This is a genomic window from Mycobacterium sp. (genome assembly GCF_965277065.1).
In the GTDB taxonomy this organism is placed as follows: Bacteria; Actinomycetota; Actinomycetes; order Mycobacteriales; family Mycobacteriaceae; genus Mycobacterium.
The window spans coordinates 580331-599275 of the sequence record NZ_CBDIBT010000019.1 but is presented as its reverse complement, the minus strand read 5'-3'; the positions used below and the strand labels follow the sequence as shown (position 1 = coordinate 599275).

General features: G+C 66.4%; 16 protein-coding genes. 10 read left to right on the top strand and 6 right to left on the bottom strand.

Annotated features, from left to right (window positions below):
* Nucleotides 1–25: 25 nt before the first annotated feature.
* The 6 genes from ACQY5A_RS20035 to ACQY5A_RS20010 all read left to right on the top strand — a co-directional run bounded on the left by ACQY5A_RS20035 (nt 26) and on the right by ACQY5A_RS20010 (nt 9129).
* A complete protein-coding gene (locus tag ACQY5A_RS20035; RefSeq protein WP_428342062.1) occupies nt 26–1432 on the top strand; it encodes an NAD(P)H-quinone dehydrogenase in 1407 nt (468 codons plus the stop codon).
* A gap of 114 nt (nt 1433–1546) precedes the next feature.
* Nucleotides 1547–3304: a glycerol-3-phosphate dehydrogenase/oxidase gene (locus ACQY5A_RS20030; protein WP_428342061.1), complete on the top strand. Its 1758-nt coding sequence runs from the start codon at nt 1547–1549 to the stop codon at nt 3302–3304.
* Nucleotides 3305–3509: 205 nt separating this feature from the next.
* Complete coding sequence (locus ACQY5A_RS20025; protein WP_428342060.1) at nt 3510–5138, top strand: hypothetical protein; 1629 nt, start codon at nt 3510–3512, stop codon at nt 5136–5138.
* Between the two features lie 89 nt (nt 5139–5227).
* Nucleotides 5228–6172 (top strand): pseudouridine synthase, encoded by a 945-nt coding sequence (locus ACQY5A_RS20020; protein WP_428342059.1) that lies wholly within the window; start codon nt 5228–5230, stop codon nt 6170–6172.
* Nucleotides 6173–6727: 555 nt separating this feature from the next.
* On the top strand, nt 6728–7840 hold the full coding sequence (pstS, locus tag ACQY5A_RS20015; protein ID WP_428342058.1) for a phosphate ABC transporter substrate-binding protein PstS: 1113 nt from the start codon (nt 6728–6730) through the stop codon (nt 7838–7840).
* 89 nt (nt 7841–7929) lie between these two features.
* Complete coding sequence (locus ACQY5A_RS20010; RefSeq protein ID WP_428342057.1) at nt 7930–9129, top strand: PPE family protein; 1200 nt, start codon at nt 7930–7932, stop codon at nt 9127–9129.
* Between the two features lie 57 nt (nt 9130–9186).
* Here the strand turns inward: ACQY5A_RS20010 and ACQY5A_RS20005 are convergent, their stop codons facing one another.
* The 4 genes from ACQY5A_RS20005 to ACQY5A_RS19990 form a co-directional block, all read right to left on the bottom strand.
* Nucleotides 9187–9489 (bottom strand): DUF732 domain-containing protein, encoded by a 303-nt coding sequence (locus ACQY5A_RS20005; RefSeq protein WP_428342056.1) that lies wholly within the window; start codon nt 9487–9489, stop codon nt 9187–9189.
* Between the two features lie 201 nt (nt 9490–9690).
* Nucleotides 9691–10446: an endonuclease VIII Nei2 gene (gene nei2 / locus ACQY5A_RS20000; protein ID WP_428342055.1), complete on the bottom strand. Its 756-nt coding sequence runs from the start codon at nt 10444–10446 to the stop codon at nt 9691–9693.
* 3 nt (nt 10447–10449) lie between these two features.
* On the bottom strand, nt 10450–15042 hold the full coding sequence (locus ACQY5A_RS19995; RefSeq protein WP_428343256.1) for an ATP-dependent helicase: 4593 nt from the start codon (nt 15040–15042) through the stop codon (nt 10450–10452).
* A 69-nt stretch (nt 15043–15111) separates the two neighbouring features.
* Entirely contained in the window at nt 15112–15768 is a 657-nt protein-coding gene (locus tag ACQY5A_RS19990) for a TetR/AcrR family transcriptional regulator (protein ID WP_428342054.1), read from the bottom strand.
* Nucleotides 15769–16130: 362 nt separating this feature from the next.
* On the opposite strand from ACQY5A_RS19990, the gene ACQY5A_RS19985 reads away from it, so the two are divergent.
* Both ACQY5A_RS19985 and ACQY5A_RS19980 read left to right on the top strand, forming a co-directional pair.
* The gene (locus ACQY5A_RS19985) at nt 16131–16265 is read left to right on the top strand and encodes a hypothetical protein (RefSeq protein WP_428342053.1); all 135 of its coding nucleotides are present in this window, start codon (nt 16131–16133) and stop codon (nt 16263–16265) included.
* 114 nt (nt 16266–16379) lie between these two features.
* Entirely contained in the window at nt 16380–16763 is a 384-nt protein-coding gene (locus tag ACQY5A_RS19980; RefSeq protein ID WP_428342052.1) for a hypothetical protein, read from the top strand.
* Nucleotides 16764–16879: 116 nt separating this feature from the next.
* On the opposite strand, the gene ACQY5A_RS19975 is transcribed toward ACQY5A_RS19980, so the two are convergent.
* Nucleotides 16880–17026 carry a hypothetical protein gene (locus ACQY5A_RS19975; RefSeq protein WP_428342051.1) on the bottom strand — a complete coding sequence of 49 codons (147 nt, stop codon included), beginning with the start codon at nt 17024–17026 and terminating at the stop codon, nt 16880–16882.
* Nucleotides 17027–17109: 83 nt separating this feature from the next.
* Here ACQY5A_RS19975 and ACQY5A_RS19970 point away from each other — a divergent pair, with 83 nt between their 5' ends.
* Nucleotides 17110–17529 (top strand): ATP-binding protein, encoded by a 420-nt coding sequence (locus tag ACQY5A_RS19970; RefSeq protein WP_428342050.1) that lies wholly within the window; start codon nt 17110–17112, stop codon nt 17527–17529.
* A complete protein-coding gene (locus tag ACQY5A_RS19965) occupies nt 17526–18314 on the top strand; it encodes an RNA polymerase sigma factor SigF (protein ID WP_428342049.1) in 789 nt (262 codons plus the stop codon). Before ACQY5A_RS19970 ends, ACQY5A_RS19965 begins: the two co-directional genes overlap by 4 nt.
* Here ACQY5A_RS19965 and ACQY5A_RS19960 read toward each other — a convergent pair.
* Nucleotides 18294–18749, bottom strand: coding sequence for an STAS domain-containing protein (locus ACQY5A_RS19960; protein ID WP_428342048.1), 456 nt, complete (start codon nt 18747–18749; stop codon nt 18294–18296). The two genes, ACQY5A_RS19965 and ACQY5A_RS19960, sit on opposite strands and share 21 nt — an antisense overlap.
* Nucleotides 18750–18945 lie beyond the last annotated feature (196 nt).

Genomic DNA, 18945 nt, shown 5'->3' with positions numbered 1-18945 from the left:
CCGCAACGTTCGTTAGGTTGAGGCGGTGGCGACCCGCATCGTGATCATCGGGGGAGGACCGGCCGGATACGAGTCGGCGCTCGTCGGGGCTGCGCGCGGCGCCGAAGTCACCGTGATCGACTCCGACGGCATCGGCGGCGCGGCGGTGCTGTTCGACTGTGTGCCGTCGAAGACGTTCATCGCGTCGACCGGAATGCGCACCGAACTGCGCCGCGGACCGCACCTGGGTTTCGACATCGACATCGAAGCCGCCAAGATCTCGCTGCCCGAGATTCACCAGCGCGTCAAGAAGCTGGCTGCTGACCAGTCCGATGACGTCAAAGCGCAGCTGCTCAGCGCGGGTGTAGCGGTGGTCGCCGGCAAGGGCGAGCTGGTCGATACGACCCCCGGTCTAGCGACCCACCGGGTGCGGGCCAGCGGGCCCGACGGCGACGCCAGTACCTACGACGCCGATGTGGTGCTGATCGCCACCGGTGCCAGCCCCCGTGAGCTGCCGACCGCGCGGCCCGACGGCGAACGCATCCTGACGTGGCGTCAGCTCTACGACCTGGACGCGCTGCCCGAACACCTGATCGTGGTCGGTTCCGGGGTCACCGGCGCTGAATTCGTGCACGCCTACACCGAGCTGGGTGTCGACGTGACGGTGGTCGCCAGTCGCGACCAGATCCTGCCGTACGAGGACGCCGACGCGGCCGCCGTGCTGGAGCGGATCTTCGCCGAGCGTGGGGTCGAGCTGGTCAAGAACGCCCGCGCCGACTCGGTGACCCGCACCGACACCGGGGTGCTGGTCAAACTCGCCGACGGCCGCACCGTCGAAGGCAGCCACGCGCTGATGACGATCGGCTCGGTGCCCAACACCGGCGGCCTGGGCCTGGACCGGGTCGGCATCGAACTCGGGCCCGGTAACTACCTGACCGTCGACCGGGTGTCGCGGACCTCGGTGTCCAATATCTACGCCGCCGGCGACTGCACCGGGCTGCTGCCGCTGGCCTCGGTCGCCGCGATGCAGGGCCGGATCGCGATGTGGCACGCCCTCGGTGAGGCCGTCACCCCGATTCGGCTGCGCACCGTCGCCGCGGCGGTGTTCACCCGGCCGGAGCTCGCCGCGGTGGGCGTTCCGCAATCCGCCATCGACGACGGATCGGTGCAGGCTCGGACCATCATGTTGCCGCTGCGCACCAACGCGCGGGCCAAGATGTCGGGTCTACGGCACGGCTTCGTGAAGCTGTTCTGCCGCCCGGCCACCGGTGTGGTGATCGGGGGCGTCGTGGTGGCGCCGATCGCGTCGGAGTTGATCCTGCCGATCGCGATGGCAGTGCAGACCCGGCTTACGGTGAACCACTTGGCCCAGACCCTCAGCGTCTATCCGTCGCTGTCCGGCTCTATCACCGAGGCGGCGCGGCGGCTGATGGCGCACGACGACCTGGACTGAGCGGCCCGCCGCGGCGACGATGCAGAGCGCGGTGATGCGGACGAGCGCGGCAATCGAGCCAGGTAGCCTTGGTGTCAAGAATCTACTGACGAGTAACCGACAGGAGACCGCGCCGTGAGCGACCCGATTCGCGTCCCGGCCAGCGAGCACACCCGGCAGGGTTCGTTTTTGGGACCCGAACAACGCGCGACCGCCTGGGATCGCCTCGGTAGCGAGCAATTCGATGTCGTGGTCATCGGCGGCGGAGTGGTGGGTTCGGGCGCTGCACTGGACGCCGCCACCCGCGGGCTGAAAGTTGCGCTGGTGGAAGCCCGCGATTTCGCCTCCGGCACGTCGAGCCGGTCCTCGAAGATGTTCCACGGCGGGCTGCGTTACCTCGAGCAACTCGAATTCGGATTGGTCCGTGAGGCGCTCTTCGAGCGCGAGCTGTCGTTGACGACGCTGGCGCCGCATCTGGTCAAGCCGCTGCCGTTCCTGTACCCGCTGACCAAGCGGTGGTGGGAACGCCCGTACACCGCCGCCGGCCTGCTGCTTTACGACCAGCTCGGCGGCGCCAAATCTGTTCCGGCGCAAAAGCATTTGACCCGGGCCGGCGCGCTGCGGTTGTCGCCGGGTTTGAAGCGCAGCGCGCTGATCGGCGGTATCCGCTACTACGACACCGTCGTCGACGACGCCCGGCACACGCTGACCGTCGTGCGCACCGCGGCGCACTACGGCGCCGTCGTTCGCTCGTCGACCCAGGTGGTGTCGCTGGTCCGCGAAGGTGACCGCGTCACCGGGGTTCGGGTGCGCGACTCCGAGGACGGCGCCGTCACCAGCGTCCGCGGCCACGTCGTGGTCAACGCGACCGGGGTGTGGACCGACGAGATCCAGGCATTGTCCAAGCAGCGCGGGCGTTTTCGGGTGCGGGCCTCCAAGGGCGTACACATCGTCGTGCCCCGCGACCGGATCGTCAGCGACGTCGCGATCATCCTGCGCACCGAGAAGTCGGTGATGTTCGTGATTCCCTGGGGCAACCACTGGATCATCGGAACCACGGACACCGACTGGGGATTGGACCTCGCGCACCCGGCCGCCACCAAAGCCGACATCGACTACATTCTGGCCACTGTCAATACCGTGCTAGCTACTCCGTTGTCGCACAACGACATCGACGGGGTATACGCGGGTCTGCGGCCGCTGCTGGCGGGCGAGAGTGAGGACACGTCGACGTTGTCGCGCGAGCACGCGGTCGCGGTGCCCGCACCGGGCCTGGTGGCCATCGCCGGCGGCAAGTACACCACCTATCGCGTGATGGCGGCAGATGCGATAGACGCTGCGGCGCAATATGTTCCGGCCCGAATCGCGCAGTCGATCACGGAAAAGGTGCCGCTGCTGGGTGCCGTCGGTTATTTCGCCCTGATCAACCAGACCGAGCACGTCGGCGCGATGGAGGGGCTGCATTCCTACCGGGTTCGACACCTGCTGGACCGCTACGGATCGCTGATCGACGAGGTGCTGGCGATGGCTGCCGACCACCGCGACCTGCTCAACCCGATCGCGGCCGCGCCCGGTTATCTGCGGGTCGAGGTGGCCTACGCCGTTGCGGCTGAGGGCGCTCTGCACCTGGAGGACATCCTCGCGCGGCGGACCCGGATCGCCATCGAGTACTCGCACCGCGGTGTCGATTGCGCCCGCGAGGTGGCCGATATCGCCGCGCCCATCCTGGGCTGGACCGCAGCCGACGTGGACCGCGAGGTCGAGACGTATACAGCGCGCGTGGAGGCCGAGGTGCTGTCCCAGACTCAACCCGACGACGCGTCGGCCGACGCGCTGCGGGCCAGCGCCCCGGAAGCCCGTGCCGAGATCCTCGAGCCAGTGCCGTTAAATTGACCTGACTTGAGCAACTGTCCGATCGGCTGGATGGATGCCCTGCGAACACTGTCTACACAAGGTTGTGCATTCCGCGTGGTCGTGTTCGGCAAAGTTCCACACACGCCTGAATTGGTAATTGACACCAGCCGAAGACCGGGATAAATTCCGCTTGCTGAGAGATTCTCAGCAAGGCTGTATGCGCCCGTTACGAGGGACGGCTCCAATGTCGAATCTGTTCAGGGGTATGCATCGCCGGCAGCACGGCTCGGGCGAGGCAAGCCGGCAGCGCTGGCTAGCGTTGAGCGCCGGCGCATTAACCGCCAGCACCGCTATCGCGAGCGCCGCCCTGACGGCCGGCGTTCCGGTCGGGCTTTCGCTTCCTCGGATAGAAACCCGGGACGTCGGGCTGACCACGATCGCCGATCCCGAGACCATCGTCACCGACCTTCAGAAGCTGTTCGATGATTTCGGTGTCGGCAGCACCACAGTTCCCGATTTGTTGAGCGAGCTCGGGCTTGGCAACACGAATTTGGGCGACCTGCTGACCGACTTCGGATTGTCTGGGAACTCGAACCTGAGCGCTCTGCTGGGCACTTTGGGGGTACCCGCCACGACGCCGCTGAGCACTCTGCTGTCGGACGTGGGGTTGAGTGACTCGACGCCGTTGAGCACTCTGCTGACCAGCTTGGGGTTGCCCGGCACGACGCCGCTGAGCACTCTGCTGTCGGACGTGGGTCTCAGCGACTCGACCACCCTGGGCACTCTGTTGCCTGCTCTCGGTTTGAGCGACTCGACGCAATTGGGCGCCCTGCTCACCGATCTGGGCCTCCCAGGCACTACGACGCTGGACAGCCTGTTGTCAGAGATCGGGCTGAACGGCGCTACGACGCAGTTGGGCACGTTGCTCACCGATTTGGGCCTCCCTGGCACCACGTCGCTGGACAGCCTGTTGTCAGAGATCGGGTTGAACGGCGCCACAACCCATCTGGGCTCGCTCCTGACTGATTTCGGTCTCAGCGACAGCACGCCGCTGAGTAGTCTGCTGGGCCTGGTGGGCCTGAGCGACACCACATCGGTGGGCACTCTGCTGACTGATGTCGGGCTACCCACCACCGTGACGCTCGGCGACCTCGGGTTCACCCAAAGCGAGCTGGGGAGTCTTGCGGGGGTGCTCGGGATAACGCCAAATACCGACATCGCATCTCTGCTGACCCTGGAAGGGCTGAGCACCAGCTCACCGCTGAGCGCGCTCCTGGACAAGTTCGACGTAAACGACAGTACGACCCTCGGCACCCTGCTGGGCACGTTGAACGTGAGTGACACCACGACGCTCGATCAGCTGCTGGCCCTTGTTGGAGTGCCGGGCACGACGACGCTGAACACGGTGTTGACCGATTTCGGCTTGAGCGATACGACGACGCTGGACTCTCTTTTGACCAGTGTCGGTCTGCCCGGCAGCACGTCGCTCACCGATCTGTTGTCCGCCGCGGGGCTGAGCGACACGACGCCACTGAGCACGCTGTTGTCCGACATCGGGCTGGGCGATTCGACTCCGCTGAGCACGCTGTTGGGTGATTTCGGGCTGGGCGATTCGACGACGCTGAGCACGCTGTTGGGTGATGTGGGGCTGGGCGGCGCGACGGTTGCCACGCTGCTGGGTGATTTCGGGCTGAGCGATACGACGACACTGAGCACTCTGCTCTCTGACGCGGGGCTCACCGGCACGCTGGACACGCTGCTCGGCGACCTCGGTCTCAGCACGACAACGACGCTTAGCGGGCTGGTCACCGACCTCGGATTTGGAACCGACACTTTGGACCAGGTGTTCACCGCTCTGTTGGGTTCCCTGTAGGCGGTCCGCAGCCCGAACGCAGGTGGCTTCCCACCGGGGCATGCAGCGGAGTAGTTTGACCGCCAGCGTCCCCGGATGTCAGGAGCCCCATGCGCCGCCCGGCCCCACTGCCGTTACGCGACGGGCTGGGACCGGCGCGGGTGCGGTTGCGTGGCGGATCGGTAACCGCCGAGCTGTGCGACCGATTCGGCACACAGGCACGGACGAAGGTGGTTGCCGGCGAGGTGTTATGTGCTGACGGCTCGGTTGTCGACGAGACGACGGTGCTGCCGGCCGGCGCGTGCGTCTACCTCTACCGCGAACTGCGCGACGAGGTCCCGGTGCCTTTCGACATTCCGGTGCTCTACCAGGACGAAGACATCGTCGTCGCCGACAAGCCGCACTTCCTGGCCACCATGCCGCGCGGCCGCCACGTTGCGCAGACGGCGCTGGTGCGGCTTCGCCGGCAACTCGGGCTGGACGAGCTCAGCCCGGCCCATCGGTTGGATCGGCTGACGGCCGGGGTGCTGCTGTTCACGACCCGTCGCGCCGTTCGCGGGGCCTTTCAGACGCTGTTTGCCCGTGGATCGGTGCGTAAGACCTATCTTGCCGCGGCGCCGGTAGAACCCCGCCTCACGCTGCCGCGCGAAGTACGCAGCCGGATCATCAAGCACCGCAGCAACTTTCAGGCTCTCGAAGAAGCCGGTGATCCTAATGCGGAGACTTTGGTGGAGTTGGTGACGACGGATGGGTTGTACCGACTCACCCCGCGGACCGGGCGTACCCATCAGCTCCGGGTGCACATGGCGTCGCTGGGCATCCCGATCTACGGGGACCCGCTGTACCCCAACGTGATCGACGTTGCCGCCGACGATTTCTCGACGCCATTGCAGCTAGTCGCGCAGCGCATCGAATTCGACGATCCGCGCACCGGCGCCCAGCGCGAGTTCGTCAGCCGGCGGCAGCTGGCAATGCCGTCGATATCAGCAGCGCTCGACGCCGGGGTGGATGAGCGGCAGGTCGTGGCCGACAAGGACATGTCCCGGCCGAGGTGAGGCAATCGTCGATGGCGCGCTGCGCACCGACGACGTCGCCGGTCGGACCGCGTTGAGCACTTGACGTGCCCAGTCGGTCAGGCCTGTGGCGGCGGTCAGGTCAGCGAAGCGTGCGCTGACGAAGTCTTGGAGCGTTTCCACAAGGTGGTCCGTCCTTTGCTTGGGTGGCGGGCAATACGTCAACGTTTGGGAGCCGTCATTGGCTCGGATAATTCGGCTTTTGTGACCAAGCCCACCTCGTTTGGGGCATGCGACGTAGGTCACTTCACCTGCAACAGGAAGCCGACGGTTGATATTCCACGATATGTGTTGGCTGCCATCGAGGCCGGAGGCGAACGTCAACAACGCGTGAATACTTTCTAGGGCGCCGCCACCGAGGACAATGAACAGGTGGCAAACGCCGGCTGAAATCGTGAAACCCGCATCTTTGACGGAAGCCGGACATAATTACCGCGGTGCGAATCTTGTTACGATGCGACATGCATGGAGCGCACAGCAGTGTGGCGTACAAATCGCCGGTGCGATTATCTCCGCTGACCGTCTGAAGGAATTGGATTGAAGCTCAACCGATTTAGCGCCGCACTGAGTGTGCTGGTAACCGGCGTGCTGATCCTGTCGGCATGCGGAAGTCACAACAGCGCCTCGGGCGGAGGCACCAGCACGAGTGTCCCGCCGGTGAAAGTCAACTGCGGCGGCAAGCCAGACCTCAAGGCCAGCGGATCTACGGCCCAGAAGAACGCGATGACCGAGTTCGTCAAGGCCTTCGCGAGCGCCTGCCCGGGACAGTCGCTGGACTACACCGCAGACGATTCCAGCGCCGGGATCAACGAGTTTTTGAACAACCAAAACGATTTCGGTGGCTCGGATTCGGTGCTGTCGCACGACGAGTACAACCGGGCGCAGCAGCGGTGTGGTTCGCCCACCTGGAACCTGCCCATGGTCGTCAGCCCAATCGCCATCGCGTTCAACGTCAACGGTATGACGTCGTTGAACCTCGATGGCCTGACCGCCGCCCAGATTTTCAACGGCCAGATCAACATGTGGAACGACGGCGCGATCGGACTGCAGAACTTGGGCGTGAAACTCCCCAACGAGCCGATCCACGTGGTGTTCCGTAGCGACGAGTCCGGAACCACCGACAACTTCCAGCGATATCTCGACACCGCTTCCAAAGGCACGTGGGGGTTCCCCGCCGGACGGAAGTTCAACGGCGGAGTCGGTGAGGGCGCGGTCGGCAACGACGGCGCCGCAGCAAAGGTCAAGAACACCGAGGGTTCGGTCACCTACCTCGCGTGGTCGTTCGCCCAGGCGGAACACCTGAACGCGGCCAGCATCATCACCTCGGCGGGTCCGGACCCGGTGGCCATCAGCCCGGAATCGGTGGGCAAGACGATTTCTCAGGCCTGGTTCATCAAGAAGGGCGATGACCTCGCCCTCGACACCATTTCGTTCTATCGGCCGAATCAGCCCGGCTCGTATCCGATTGTGCTGGCAACATATGAGATCGTGTGCTCCAAGTACCCGGATCCCAAGGTGGGCCAGGCCGTGCGGGCCTTCCTGCAGAGCGCCCTCGGCCCAGGCCAAAAGGACTTGACCAGCGCCGGCTACATCCCGATTCCCGACGAGTTCAAGCCCCGGCTGGTGAACTCCATCAACGCGATCTCGTAGGGGGACGAAGCGCAATGTTCCAGGTCAATTTTCGCCGTAGCCAACCCGGTGTCCCAAGCGTTTTCCCACGGTACTAAATCTTTCCCATCATGGAGTTCACGACGCTGCCTCCGGAAGTGATTTCGGCACTGATTCATTCGGGGCCCGGTTCGGAATCGCTGGCTAACGCCGCTGCGGCGTGGCGTCAGCTCGGTGCCGACCTGGAAGACGCCGCGGACAGCTACACGGCTGCGGTGTCGTCGATGGCCGAGAGCTGGCACGGCCCGTCGGCGGCGGCGATGTCAACCTCGGTCGCGCCATATCTGACCTGGCTTCGCACCACCTCGCAGCAGGCCCAGCAGGTCGCCGCGTCGGCCCAGGCCGCGGCGGTCGCGTTCAACTCCGCGAGTGCAGCGGTGGTCCCGACGGCGACGGTTCTGGCCAACCGGACGCAGCTGGCCCAACTCCTCGCGACCAACACCTTCGGCAGGAATTTGCCGGCCATCGCCGCCACCGAGGCCAACTACCAGCAGATGTGGGCGAACAACGCGGCGGCGATGACCCGCTATCAGGCTGCCTCGACGCAGGCCACCAACCTGCCGCAGTTCACCACGCCCAGCTCGACTACGAACCCGTCGGCACAGGCCAGCCAGAGCAGTGCGCAGACAGCGGCGGCCACCAACTCGGCAGGCTCGACCGCGGCGAAGACCGCCGCGGCGGCTACCCCCGCCGACGCCATCCCTCCTGCCTTTGACCCCAACGTCGGCTTTGTTGGACAGGCGAACACCTACGCCAACCAGTTCATCTCGTCCGGATTTCCGATCAACCTGCTCAGCTACCTGGCGCAGAGCCAGTCGGCGCAGGCGTTGCAGGGCGTCAGCGCTCAGGTCGGCGCGGGCGTCTCGGAGGGCGAAGAGGCGCTGGGCGGTGGAGGCTTGGGCGGAGCGGCCGGAGCGCTGGGGGCGCTTGGTGCCGGCGGGGGCGGACTGGGAGCGCTGGGCGCTGCCGGGCTCTCCGCACCCGCGGCGGCCGCGGCGACCGGTGTCGCGGTGCCGATGGGTGGGCTGATGGCACCGCCGGCCGCTGGGACGTTGTTGGCGACGTCGCAGGCGCCCGTTCAACTCGCCTCGGCGGCAACGCCGCTCGGCGCGGGCGAGGCCGCCGGAATGCCGATGATGCCGCCGCTGATGGCACCCCCGATCTCGGCGGGCAGCGGCTGGCGCAAGCGCAAATCGCAGAAGTACGAAGACATTTCGATCGGTGCCGAGCTCAAGGGCAACGTGATGAAACCCCCGCCCTCGGCGGGATGAGCGCTCGCCGTTATCGCGAAAGCCCCTGCGACAGCTCAGAAGCAGATGCGGCGGGCGTCAGGCTCCGGTGTGCCGCGGACAGAATGCGGCGATGCTCACGCCGACAAAGAACCCGGCGTGGTAGCCGTCGAGACCACTCTGCTGCATCACGTCATTGGCAACGTCGCTCGAGGCTCTGCCGCCGTCGAGCGCATCGCAGACCTGATGGCCGGCGACGACCGCCGCCTGTCCGGAGGCGAAGGTGATTTGCTTGGACTCCAACGCTTTCAAGAAACTCGCGTCGACGGCGTCAGCGTGCGCGCTGGGCGCCATGACACCGAAAGACAGAGTCGCCAGGACTAAAAGGACCAGGCCGGTCACTAGTAATCGCACATTGATCAAGCGCACTCGGGTGGTCGTCCCTTCTCATCCGGTCCGCTGAGCAGAAGTCGCGAGTATCGAGGCAGCAGGCAATGCCGCTGACATTGCGATCATTGCATGCCGTACCCAGACTTTTGCAGCGCGCACTGCGGGCAACGCAGCCAACCCTGATCGTTAACCGAATAGACATGCCCCGGGCGTTCAGCGTTGGCAGACGGGGCACCAATACGCAACCCGATCGTCGCTGTCGTCGTAGCTGATCGATGTTCCGCAGCGACGGCAACTCTGGCCACGGCGTCCGTATACCCACAGCTGCCGTCCGGGCCGGGTGTCACCGGTGGTGCAGCGATTCTGGCGGAAGCGGTTGACCCACAACATGTCGCGAGCACGAACGACCAGACGGCGCGGGTCGGTGATAGCACTCACCGGCGCGGTGGGCAGGTGTCCGCTGATGAAGCACAACTCGTTGCAGAAGACGTTGCCGACACCGGCCATCACGCGCTGGTCGAGTAGCGCTTCGGAGATGCGGCGATCCGGATTCGCGATCAGATTGTCCGCGGCGATGTTCGGATCCCAGTCGTCGCCGAGCAAGTCGGGTCCCAGGTGGTCAACGGCGGCGTCGTCGTGATCGCGTTCCAGAATCTCCAGCACGCCCAGATCAATGCCGATCGCGCGGATATCGGTTGTTTCCAGGATGATTCGAACCCGGTGGTCGAGTCGGCCGCTCTTCGGCGTGACCCGCCACGCGCCGTCCATCTTCAGGTGTGAGTGAATGCTGGCCGGCCCGACGCGGATGAACAGATGCTTGCCGCGGCTGCGTACCTCGTCGACCACCTGACCGCTCAGGTCGACCGTGGCATACCGCGGTACCCGGACGTCGCAGCGGGTCAGCGGGTGGCCGACCAACACGTTGCGCAGTCGGTCTGCGGTCCGGAAAATGGTGTCGCCTTCGGGCATCGGCTATCGCAGCCGCAGCCCGCGCGGAGTCCGGGAGAACCCGGCGTCGGTCAAGGCCGTCGCCACCGTTCCGGGCAGCTGCGGACCCAAGACCGTCGCGCTGTTGATGCGCTCGATGAGGATCGAATTCACCTGCCCGGCGGCGACGAGATTGGCGACCGCGACTGCCGCGGCGTGGTTGGCCTCCGCACTGTCGTCGGCGAAGCTGAGCATCGACCGCCCGCCGCGCTCGAGGAACCACACGAGTTGGCCGTCGACCAGCACAACCAGCGCGCCCGCTTTGCGGCCCGGTCGGGCCGGTCCGTCCTCGGTCGACCGCGACGGCCAGGGCAGCGCCGCGCCATAGGGATTGGCCGGATCTGCGGCCGCCAGCACCACCGCGCGGTACTCGGGCCGTTCGGGATCGACACCGTCGAGGTAGCTGCGTAGCCGGTCGACGGTGGAAGCCACCGCGAACTGAGCGCCGCCGAGCGATTCCACGAAGTAGCCGCGCTGGCACCGGCCGGCGTCCTCGAAAGCCGTCAGCACCTTGTAGAGCATGGCGAAGCCGCCCGGGATCCCTTCGGCCCCGACCGCGCCCCGGGTCAGCACCCCATGCCGGCTCAGCAGCACCTCCGCCTGGTGGTGGGCGCGCGTGGTGGAATCGGGCTCGGCCGGCGGCAGCGCCGACCAGCGGCCCGCGACGGTTGGGTCGGCGGCCCGCGCCTGAGCGTGCGCGACGCTGTAGCGGCTCAGTCGTGGTGTGCGTTTGCCGCGGCCCTGTCGGTGCGCGGGCGCCGAACGCTTACGGCCCGGCGCACCCGACAACATCGCGCGCACCGGCGCGAACGTGTCGCCGGTGACCCAGCCGGCCCAGATCAATTCCCACAGCGCGGTTTTGAGCTCGTTCTCGCCGATACCCTCCTGCCCCAGCTGCCGGAAGAAGAACGCCCCGCCGCCGGCCAACATGTCCAGAACCGCGCGATGGGTCGCGGTGAACTCGATCTCCGATCCGACGGCGAGCGTCAGCGGCGCGGTGTCGGCGGCATGGAAAGCGACCCAGCCGTCGCTGCCGGAGATCGAGCCGGCACCCGACCACATCACCTCGCCGGAGGCGAGCAACTCGTCCAGTAGCGCGGGGGTGTAGTCGCGGACCCGCGGCGCCAGCACCAGCGATTCGATCGCGGACGCCGGCAGCGGGACGCCGGCGAGTTGGTCGATAACCGCCAGCAGGCCGTCCAGGCCGGCGTTGGCCGCCGATCCGGCGCCCACCCCCTGCCAGGCCGGCAGGAACCGCGCGTAGGCGCTGGTGCTGACCGGCTCGACCTGGGCCCGCAGCGCCGCCAGCGAGCGGCGACGCAGGATCCGCAGTACATCGGCGTCGCACCACTCATCGCCGAGCGCGTCGGTGGAGAACTCCCCGCGGACCAGCTTCCCGTCGGCGGCGAGGCGGCCCAGCACATCGGCTGCAACGCGCAGCCCCAGCCCGAACCGGGTCGCCACGTCGGTGGTGGTGAACGGCGCATGGGTGCGCGCATATCGGCTGACCAGCTCACCCAGCGGGTCGACGACCGCCCCGGTGAAGCTGGCCGGTACGCCCACCGGCACCGCCACCCCGACGCCGTCGCGCAGTCGGCCGATGTCCTCGATCGCCACCCACCAGCTGCCGCCGGCGAACGACACCGGCAGCGCGCGCTTGGCGGCATACAGTGCCTCCAACCAGCCGCCGACATCGGCGCCGCCAGCGCGGTCGGCCACCTCGTCGGAGGTCAATGGCCCAAGTAGGCGCAGCAGGTCGGCGACCGCCTCGGCGTCGCGGGCGGCCCGGTCGGGCGTCAGATGCTGCAATTGCCGGCCGGTGCCGGCGACGACATCCGGGTCGAGCAGTTCGCGCAGTTCGACCCGGCCTAGCAACTCGGCCAGCAGCGTGGGGTCCAGCGACAGCGCCGCCGCGCGGCGCTCGGCCAGCGGGCTGTCGCCCTCATACATGAAAGCCCCGACGTAGCCGAACAGCAGCGAGGCCGCGAAGGGCGACGGCGTGGCCGTCTCGGTCTCCACGATGCGGATCTTGCGGGAGGCGATGTCGTTCATCAGCCCGGCCAGTGTCGGCACGTCGTACACGTCCTGCAGGCACTCACGGACCGTTTCCAGCACGATCGGGAAGTCTGGGTACTTGCGGGCCACATCGAGCAGCTGGGCGGCGCGCTGACGCTGATGCCACAGCGGGGACCGCTTGCCCGGGTGCCGCCGCGGTAGCAGCAGCGCACGTGCGGCGCACTCGCGGAACCGGGAGGCGAACAACGCCGAACCGCCCACCTCGGCGGTGACGACCGGATCGATCTCGTCGGCGTCGAAGACGAACAGTTCGGCGCCCGGCGGTGACTCGGCCCCCGACTCGGACACCGTGTCGGGCAGCCGTACCACGATGCCGTCGTCGGAGGCGGTCGGCTTTTCGTCGATGCCGTAGCGCTCGCGCAGCCGCCGACTCACCGCCAGGGCCAGCGGACCATGCACCCGCAATCCGTAGGGGGAGTGCAGGATCACCCGCCAGTCGCCCAGCTCGTCGCGGAACCGCTCGACCAGCAGCGTGGCGTCGGTCGGCACCACGGTGGTAGCGGCACGCTGGTCGTCCAGCAGCCGCCACAGGTTTTCGGTGGCGTATGCGTTGAATCCCAGTTCAGCGCAACGGCTCTCGAACGGACCCCGATCGAGCGCGGCCAGCTCACCGGTGAAAGCGCCGATCGCGCGGCCGAGTTCGGCGGGACGTCCTGAGTCGTCGCCGCGCCAGAACGGCAGCCGGGCCGGCTGGCCGGGCGCCGGAATCACCAGTACCCGGTCGTGGGTGATCTCGGTGATCCGCCAGCTGGTGGCGCCCAACGCGATGACATCGCCCGGCCGAGATTCGTAGACCATCTCCTCATCGAGTTCGCCTACCCGAGAGGGAGTTTCGGATTCGGTGGCCAGATACACGGTGAACAGGCCGCGATCCGGGATGGCTCCGCCGGACGTCACCGCGAGCCGCTGCGCGCCGGGCCGCGCCGTCACGGTTCCGGTGTCGCGGTCATACACCAGGCGTGGCCGCAGTTCGGCGAACTCGGTCGACGGGTACTTGCCGGACAGCAGGTCCAGGGTGGCCTCGAATGCGCTGCGCGGCAACGCCGCAAACGGCGCACTGCGTCGGACCGTGTCGAACCAGCGGTCGACGTCCAGTGGCTCCAACGCCGACGCCGCCACGGTGTGCTGAGCCAGGATGTCGAGCGGGTTGGTCGGCACCCGCATCGTCTCGATCTGACCCGCGAGCATGCGTTGAACTGTTACCGCGCAGCCGATCAGATCGGTGCGGTGCTTGGGGAACAGCACGCCGCGCGAGACCTCGCCGACCTGGTGTCCGGCGCGGCCGATCCGTTGCAGGCCGCTGGCCACCGACGGCGGGGCCTCCACTTGGATGACGAGGTCGACGGCACCCATGTCGATGCCCAGCTCCAGGCTCGATGTCGCGACCACCGCCTTGAGTCGGCCGGACTTCAGGTCCTCTTCGACGATGGCCCGCTGTTCCTTGCTGACCGAGCCGTGGTGGGCGCGGGCCAACAGCGCTGGCGCCCCGTAGGTTTGGCCACTGCCCAGCACGTGGGCCGGCGCGCCGCCGGCAACTTTGAGATTGGCCTCAGCGGGTCGGATTCGATTGCCCGGCTCCTTCTCATCGCGCTCCGCGCTCTGCATCACCGGGCCGTCGGCATCCGTGCGTTCGGCGTGAATCTCGTTGAGCCGAGCGGTCAGTCGCTCGGCCAGCCGGCGTGAGTTGGCGAACACAATCGTCGAATTGTGCGTTTCGACCAGATCGACCAGTTGCGCCTCCACGTCGGGCCAGATGCTGCCATTTTCCAGGTTGGCCATGTCGGGAATCGGCACCTGCACCGAGAGCTCGAAAGTCTTTGCCGCGGGTGGGGACACGATGGTCGTCGGAGCGGCGCCGGAGAGAAATCGGGCGACCTCTTCGGCCGGACGCACGGTGGCCGAAAGTCCAATTCGCTGAGCCGGTTTCGGGAGCATCTCGTCGAGCCGCTCCAGGGACAGCGCCAGGTGTGCCCCCCGTTTGGTGCCGGCGATGGCATGCACCTCGTCGACGATGACGGTCTGGACACCGGCCAGGGTCTCCCGCGCCGCCGAGGTCAGCATCAGGAACAGCGATTCGGGCGTAGTGATCAGCACGTCAGGGGGATTGCTGATCAGCTGTCGACGTTGCGCCGGTGGGGTGTCGCCGGATCGCAGGCCGACGGTGATCTCCGGCGTGGGCAGGCCGCGTTGCGCGGCGACGCGGGCCATCCCGGCCAGCGGCGTGCGCAGGTTGCGCTCGACGTCGACGGCCAGCGCCTTGAGCGGCGACACGTACAACACCCAGGTGCCGGGCTCTCGCTCGCTGCGCGGCGCGCCGGCCAGCGCGTCGATGGCCCACAGGAACGCGGCCAGCGTCTTGCCCGATCCGGTCGGGGCGATGACCAGGGTGTTGCGACCGTCGGCGATGGCCGACCAGGCGTCGGCTTGCGCCGGGGTCGGCGCGGCGAACGTCCCGGCGAACCAGTCGCGGGTGACGACGCTGAAAAGCCCCAGCGCCTTCAACGGATCGTCGGGTGCAATGCTCACCCAGCCATCGTGCCAGCGGGCACCGACAACTTACGCAGTTGCCGGTCAGCGCTGGTCGGGCGCGACCGCCTTGGCCAACTGCTCGGGAATGTTGTTCACCCGGGTGATCGCATCGAGCAGCGAATGAGCGCAGGAATCGCTGAGGTGGTCCGCGTCGGTTTCCGGGTGGATGATGCGCTGCCGGCAGAACTCGAAGGTCAGCGCGAGCCAGCCGTGGACGACGATGCGGAGGTCGCGTTCAACGTTGGATTCCAGATGGCTGCCCGACCCGTCGACCTCGACGATGCGGCTCATGATGTGTTCCATCTGGCGGTCTTTTGCCTCGTCGTCGATGCCGAGCAGGACCGGATCGGAACGGCCCAGTCCGACGTAGGCCGCCCAGGCCGCATGGGGGTGTTCCTGGTGGTACTGCATGTAGGCGAGGACGCCGTCCCGCACCTCCCCGAACAGGTTTTGACCGGGGGTAGGAGGGGTGTTGGTGGTCTCGAATAGCTGGTCGGCCTGGCCCTTGACGACGGCGGCGAAAAACGCGCGCTTGTCCGGGAAGTAGTGGTACATCAGCGCCCGCGAGACACCAGCCCGCTCCGCGATTTCGTCGATACGGACCTCGTCGTACGGCCGCTGGCCGAACACCTCGGCACCCAACGCGAGCAGCTCGGCGCGGCGATCCTCCGGGGATAACCGGCGCCTTGGCGTTCGCATAGACCAGATGGTACTTGTCGATGCTATGCGCAGGCCCGCAACGCCCGGGAAGCGCCTGCAAACTTGCATTTGCCAGTGCGCGAGCCATTTTCGGGGACTCAACCTGTGCTTACCGCGACGATGTAGATACCGATCTAGCAGCGGTTTTGGGCTCTCAGCGAATTTTCGAATGGGGAGTTGTCTGCGACGCTTCGCCCCTCAACGGGCAACGTCGATTCGCGTTGACGGGAGATCCGCGCGCGATTCGCGGGTCTGAGAATCAACGCGCTGTGGAGGCCAAATCCGAACCCGTGCGCCACGCCTTGAGCTAGCGGGTCGGCGCCCTGGTCGACGTCGTCGAGACGGTCATCTACGCCGTTGCCTTGCTGCTGCTGGTGGCAGCGGCGGTGCTGGCGGTGATCGGCTCTGGCGAGGCGGTCGTGCGGGCCGTCAGTCACAAGGTCAATACGCTGCCTAGTGATCGGGATAGCCGCCGCGACCTTCGTGATCCGGTATAGCCCGTCGCGGGTCGCAGAGTGACGCACAACGCCTGACCTGGTTTATTGCCGGTATGTCGATGGGTATAACAACCTAGCGCAAGTACGCGCGATTGACGGCGATAGAGGAATCCGATGACCACACAACAGCACTCCTCGACGGGTGACCGCCTCGGGCAGGCAGACAACGAGGTACACCACGCCGTGCGATTCGCCGTGCTGGCCGCGCTGGCGGGGGTCGGATTCCTGATCGTGGCCGCGATGTGGGACAGCACCTGCACCGGTGCGATGTCCGTCGACACCGCGGCTTGCGGAGCGCCGCAGCTTACCGTCCTCGCCCTCGGTGCTCCGGTGATCTTGCTAGTTACCGGCATCTGGGCGTTCGTTCGCACGTATCGCGTCTGGCGTGACCACGGAACCTGGTGGGCATGGCAGGGCGCCGGCTGGCTGTTGATGGTCTTGATGTTCGTCACGCTTGTGACGGGTGCTCCCATCGCCGGACCGTTACTGGCCGGATGAGCCATCGCTGTCGGAGATCCGACGGCTTTCTGCACCGGAAACCTGGTTTGATGGGGCGCCGATTATGGGTATCAGCAGGGCCACGATGAGCAGTTCAGCGGACGGACCGCTGGTCATCAGATCTTGGGTGACAAAATCACGAATGCGACAACATAGATGCCCACCGCGATCAACACGAGGATCACCAGCGTGACGACGGAGATCAGTGCCACCCGCCGAATGCGGCGCGATCGCTCGCTTTCCGCTGTCTCGCTCGGATCCATGGCGCCGGGGTTACCCGGCGGCGGTCATGACTAATCAGCTCGAGCGCGAGGGTACTGTCGGTCAAACTATGCTTGGAGGCCCGATGACCGTTGCTGCGAAGGCGGCGAAAGATCAGCAACGTGGCGAGCGTGCCATCGAGCTGCGGGTGGCAGCAACGCTGGAGAATCTGGCGGTATTGCGGACGCTGGTCGGCGCGGTCGGAACCTTCGAAGATCTGGACTTCGACGCGGTCGCCGATCTGCGGCTCGCGGTCGACGAAGTGTGTACGCGCCTGATTCGCTCGGCCGTGCCGGATGCCACGCTCGAGATCGTCATCGACCCGCACGGTGAGGAACTACGGGTTGAGGCATCCACGACGTGCACCAGCGAAGACGTGGTCACGCCCGGCAGCTTCAGCTGGCACGTCCTGACATCACTGGCTGACGACGTCCAGACATTCCACAACGGCCAAGGCGTTTTCGGTGTCACGCTGACCACCCGAAGGGCGGGCACTCACAGGTGACGCCGCGAGCTGGCGGTGGTTCGTCATCTCGTCCAAACGAATACGCCGACGTTCCCGACATGTTCCGTGAACTGGCGACCCTTGACGCCGATTCAGCGGAATTCCAGCGCCATCGCGACAAGATCGTCGCGCGCTGCCTCCCGCTGGCCGATCACATCGCCCGCCGGTTCGAAGGGCGTGGCGAACCCCGCGACGACCTGGTTCAAGTCGCGCGCGTCGGACTGGTCAACGCGGTGGCCCGGTTCGACGTCGAAACCGGCTCCGACTTCGTGTCGTTTGCGGTGCCCACCATCATGGGTGAGGTGCGCCGGCACTTCCGGGACAACAGCTGGTCGGTCAAGGTTCCCCGACGGTTGAAGGAGCTGCACCTACGGCTCGGCACGGCGACCGCCGACCTGTCGCAGAAGCTGGGCCGCGCGCCAACCGCCTCCGAACTGTCTCGAGAATTGGAGATGGACCGCGCCGAAGTCATCGAGGGCCTGGTAGCGGGCAGCTCCTACAACACGCTGTCCATTGACAGCGGTGGCGGCAGCGGCGATGAGGAGGCCCGGGCCATCGCCGACACGCTCGGCGATGTCGACACCGGCCTGGAGCGCATCGAGAACCGCGAAGCACTGCGACCGTTGCTGGAAGGTCTACCGGAACGCGAGCGAACCGTGCTGGTGCTCAGGTTCTTCGACTCGATGACGCAGACACAGATCGCCGAGCGGGTCGGCATCTCGCAGATGCATGTCTCGCGGTTGCTGGCGAAATCCCTCGCGCGGCTACGGGACGAGTTGGAATAGCCGGTCGTGATCCGGGTCGCCGTCGTCGTCGTCCGGCATCGTGTGCACGGACGTGATCAGCGGCAGGGTGTGGTCGGGGTCGCAGATTCTCAAGAGCCGGGTCACCCCATTGCTCGGCACTACCGCCCAACGCAGGTTGGCGCCCGCGCATTTGACATTGATCAGGTGCAGCGCCGAAAAGCCGGCAGTGCCAAAGAATTTCAGGCCGCTCAGGTCCAGGACCAGCGGGGTGGAGTGGGCGATGCACAGATCGAAGTAGTCGGCGAGCTGGGCTGCGTTGGACGCGTCGAGCTCACCTTGGGCGGTGATCACCACGCGGGCCACGTCCCATTCCGCGCTGAATCGGGCGGAATGGTTTTGCCACGCGGGTGGTGGAATTGCCCCGTCCGTTCCACGAACCGGTGCAACGGATTCGGGTTGTTGCAAAGCAGACATCAAGTGACTCCATCAGTCGACAAAGCGTTCTGTGGATCACGTCCAGCGGATTGGTGCCGCGCGCGAGGAGAGACCGGGAGATCAAGTCTCCCCCTACGTCGATTAACGCTGTTCCGTGCGGCTGGTAACTCAACCTCGTTACGAGACTACTCCGGCTACTGCGCGCCTTCAACGCAGAACGAAGTTTCTAAGCTTG

Bases quoted from the DNA above. Each gene is read 5' to 3' on its own strand.
- nei2 (WP_428342055.1), bottom strand. From the start codon at position 10,446: ATGCCCGAAGGCGACACCATTTTCCGGACCGCAGACCGACTGCGCAAC.
- ACQY5A_RS20010 (WP_428342057.1), top strand. From the start codon at position 7,930: ATGGAGTTCACGACGCTGCCTCCGGAAGTGATTTCGGCACTGATTCAT.
- ACQY5A_RS20025 (WP_428342060.1), top strand. From the start codon at position 3,510: ATGTCGAATCTGTTCAGGGGTATGCATCGCCGGCAGCACGGCTCGGGC.
- ACQY5A_RS19990 (WP_428342054.1), bottom strand. From the start codon at position 15,768: ATGCGAACGCCAAGGCGCCGGTTATCCCCGGAGGATCGCCGCGCCGAG.
- ACQY5A_RS19960 (WP_428342048.1), bottom strand. From the start codon at position 18,749: ATGTCTGCTTTGCAACAACCCGAATCCGTTGCACCGGTTCGTGGAACG.
- ACQY5A_RS19970 (WP_428342050.1), top strand. From the start codon at position 17,110: ATGACCGTTGCTGCGAAGGCGGCGAAAGATCAGCAACGTGGCGAGCGT.
- ACQY5A_RS19980 (WP_428342052.1), top strand. From the start codon at position 16,380: ATGACCACACAACAGCACTCCTCGACGGGTGACCGCCTCGGGCAGGCA.
- ACQY5A_RS20020 (WP_428342059.1), top strand. From the start codon at position 5,228: ATGCGCCGCCCGGCCCCACTGCCGTTACGCGACGGGCTGGGACCGGCG.
- ACQY5A_RS19975 (WP_428342051.1), bottom strand. From the start codon at position 17,026: ATGGATCCGAGCGAGACAGCGGAAAGCGAGCGATCGCGCCGCATTCGG.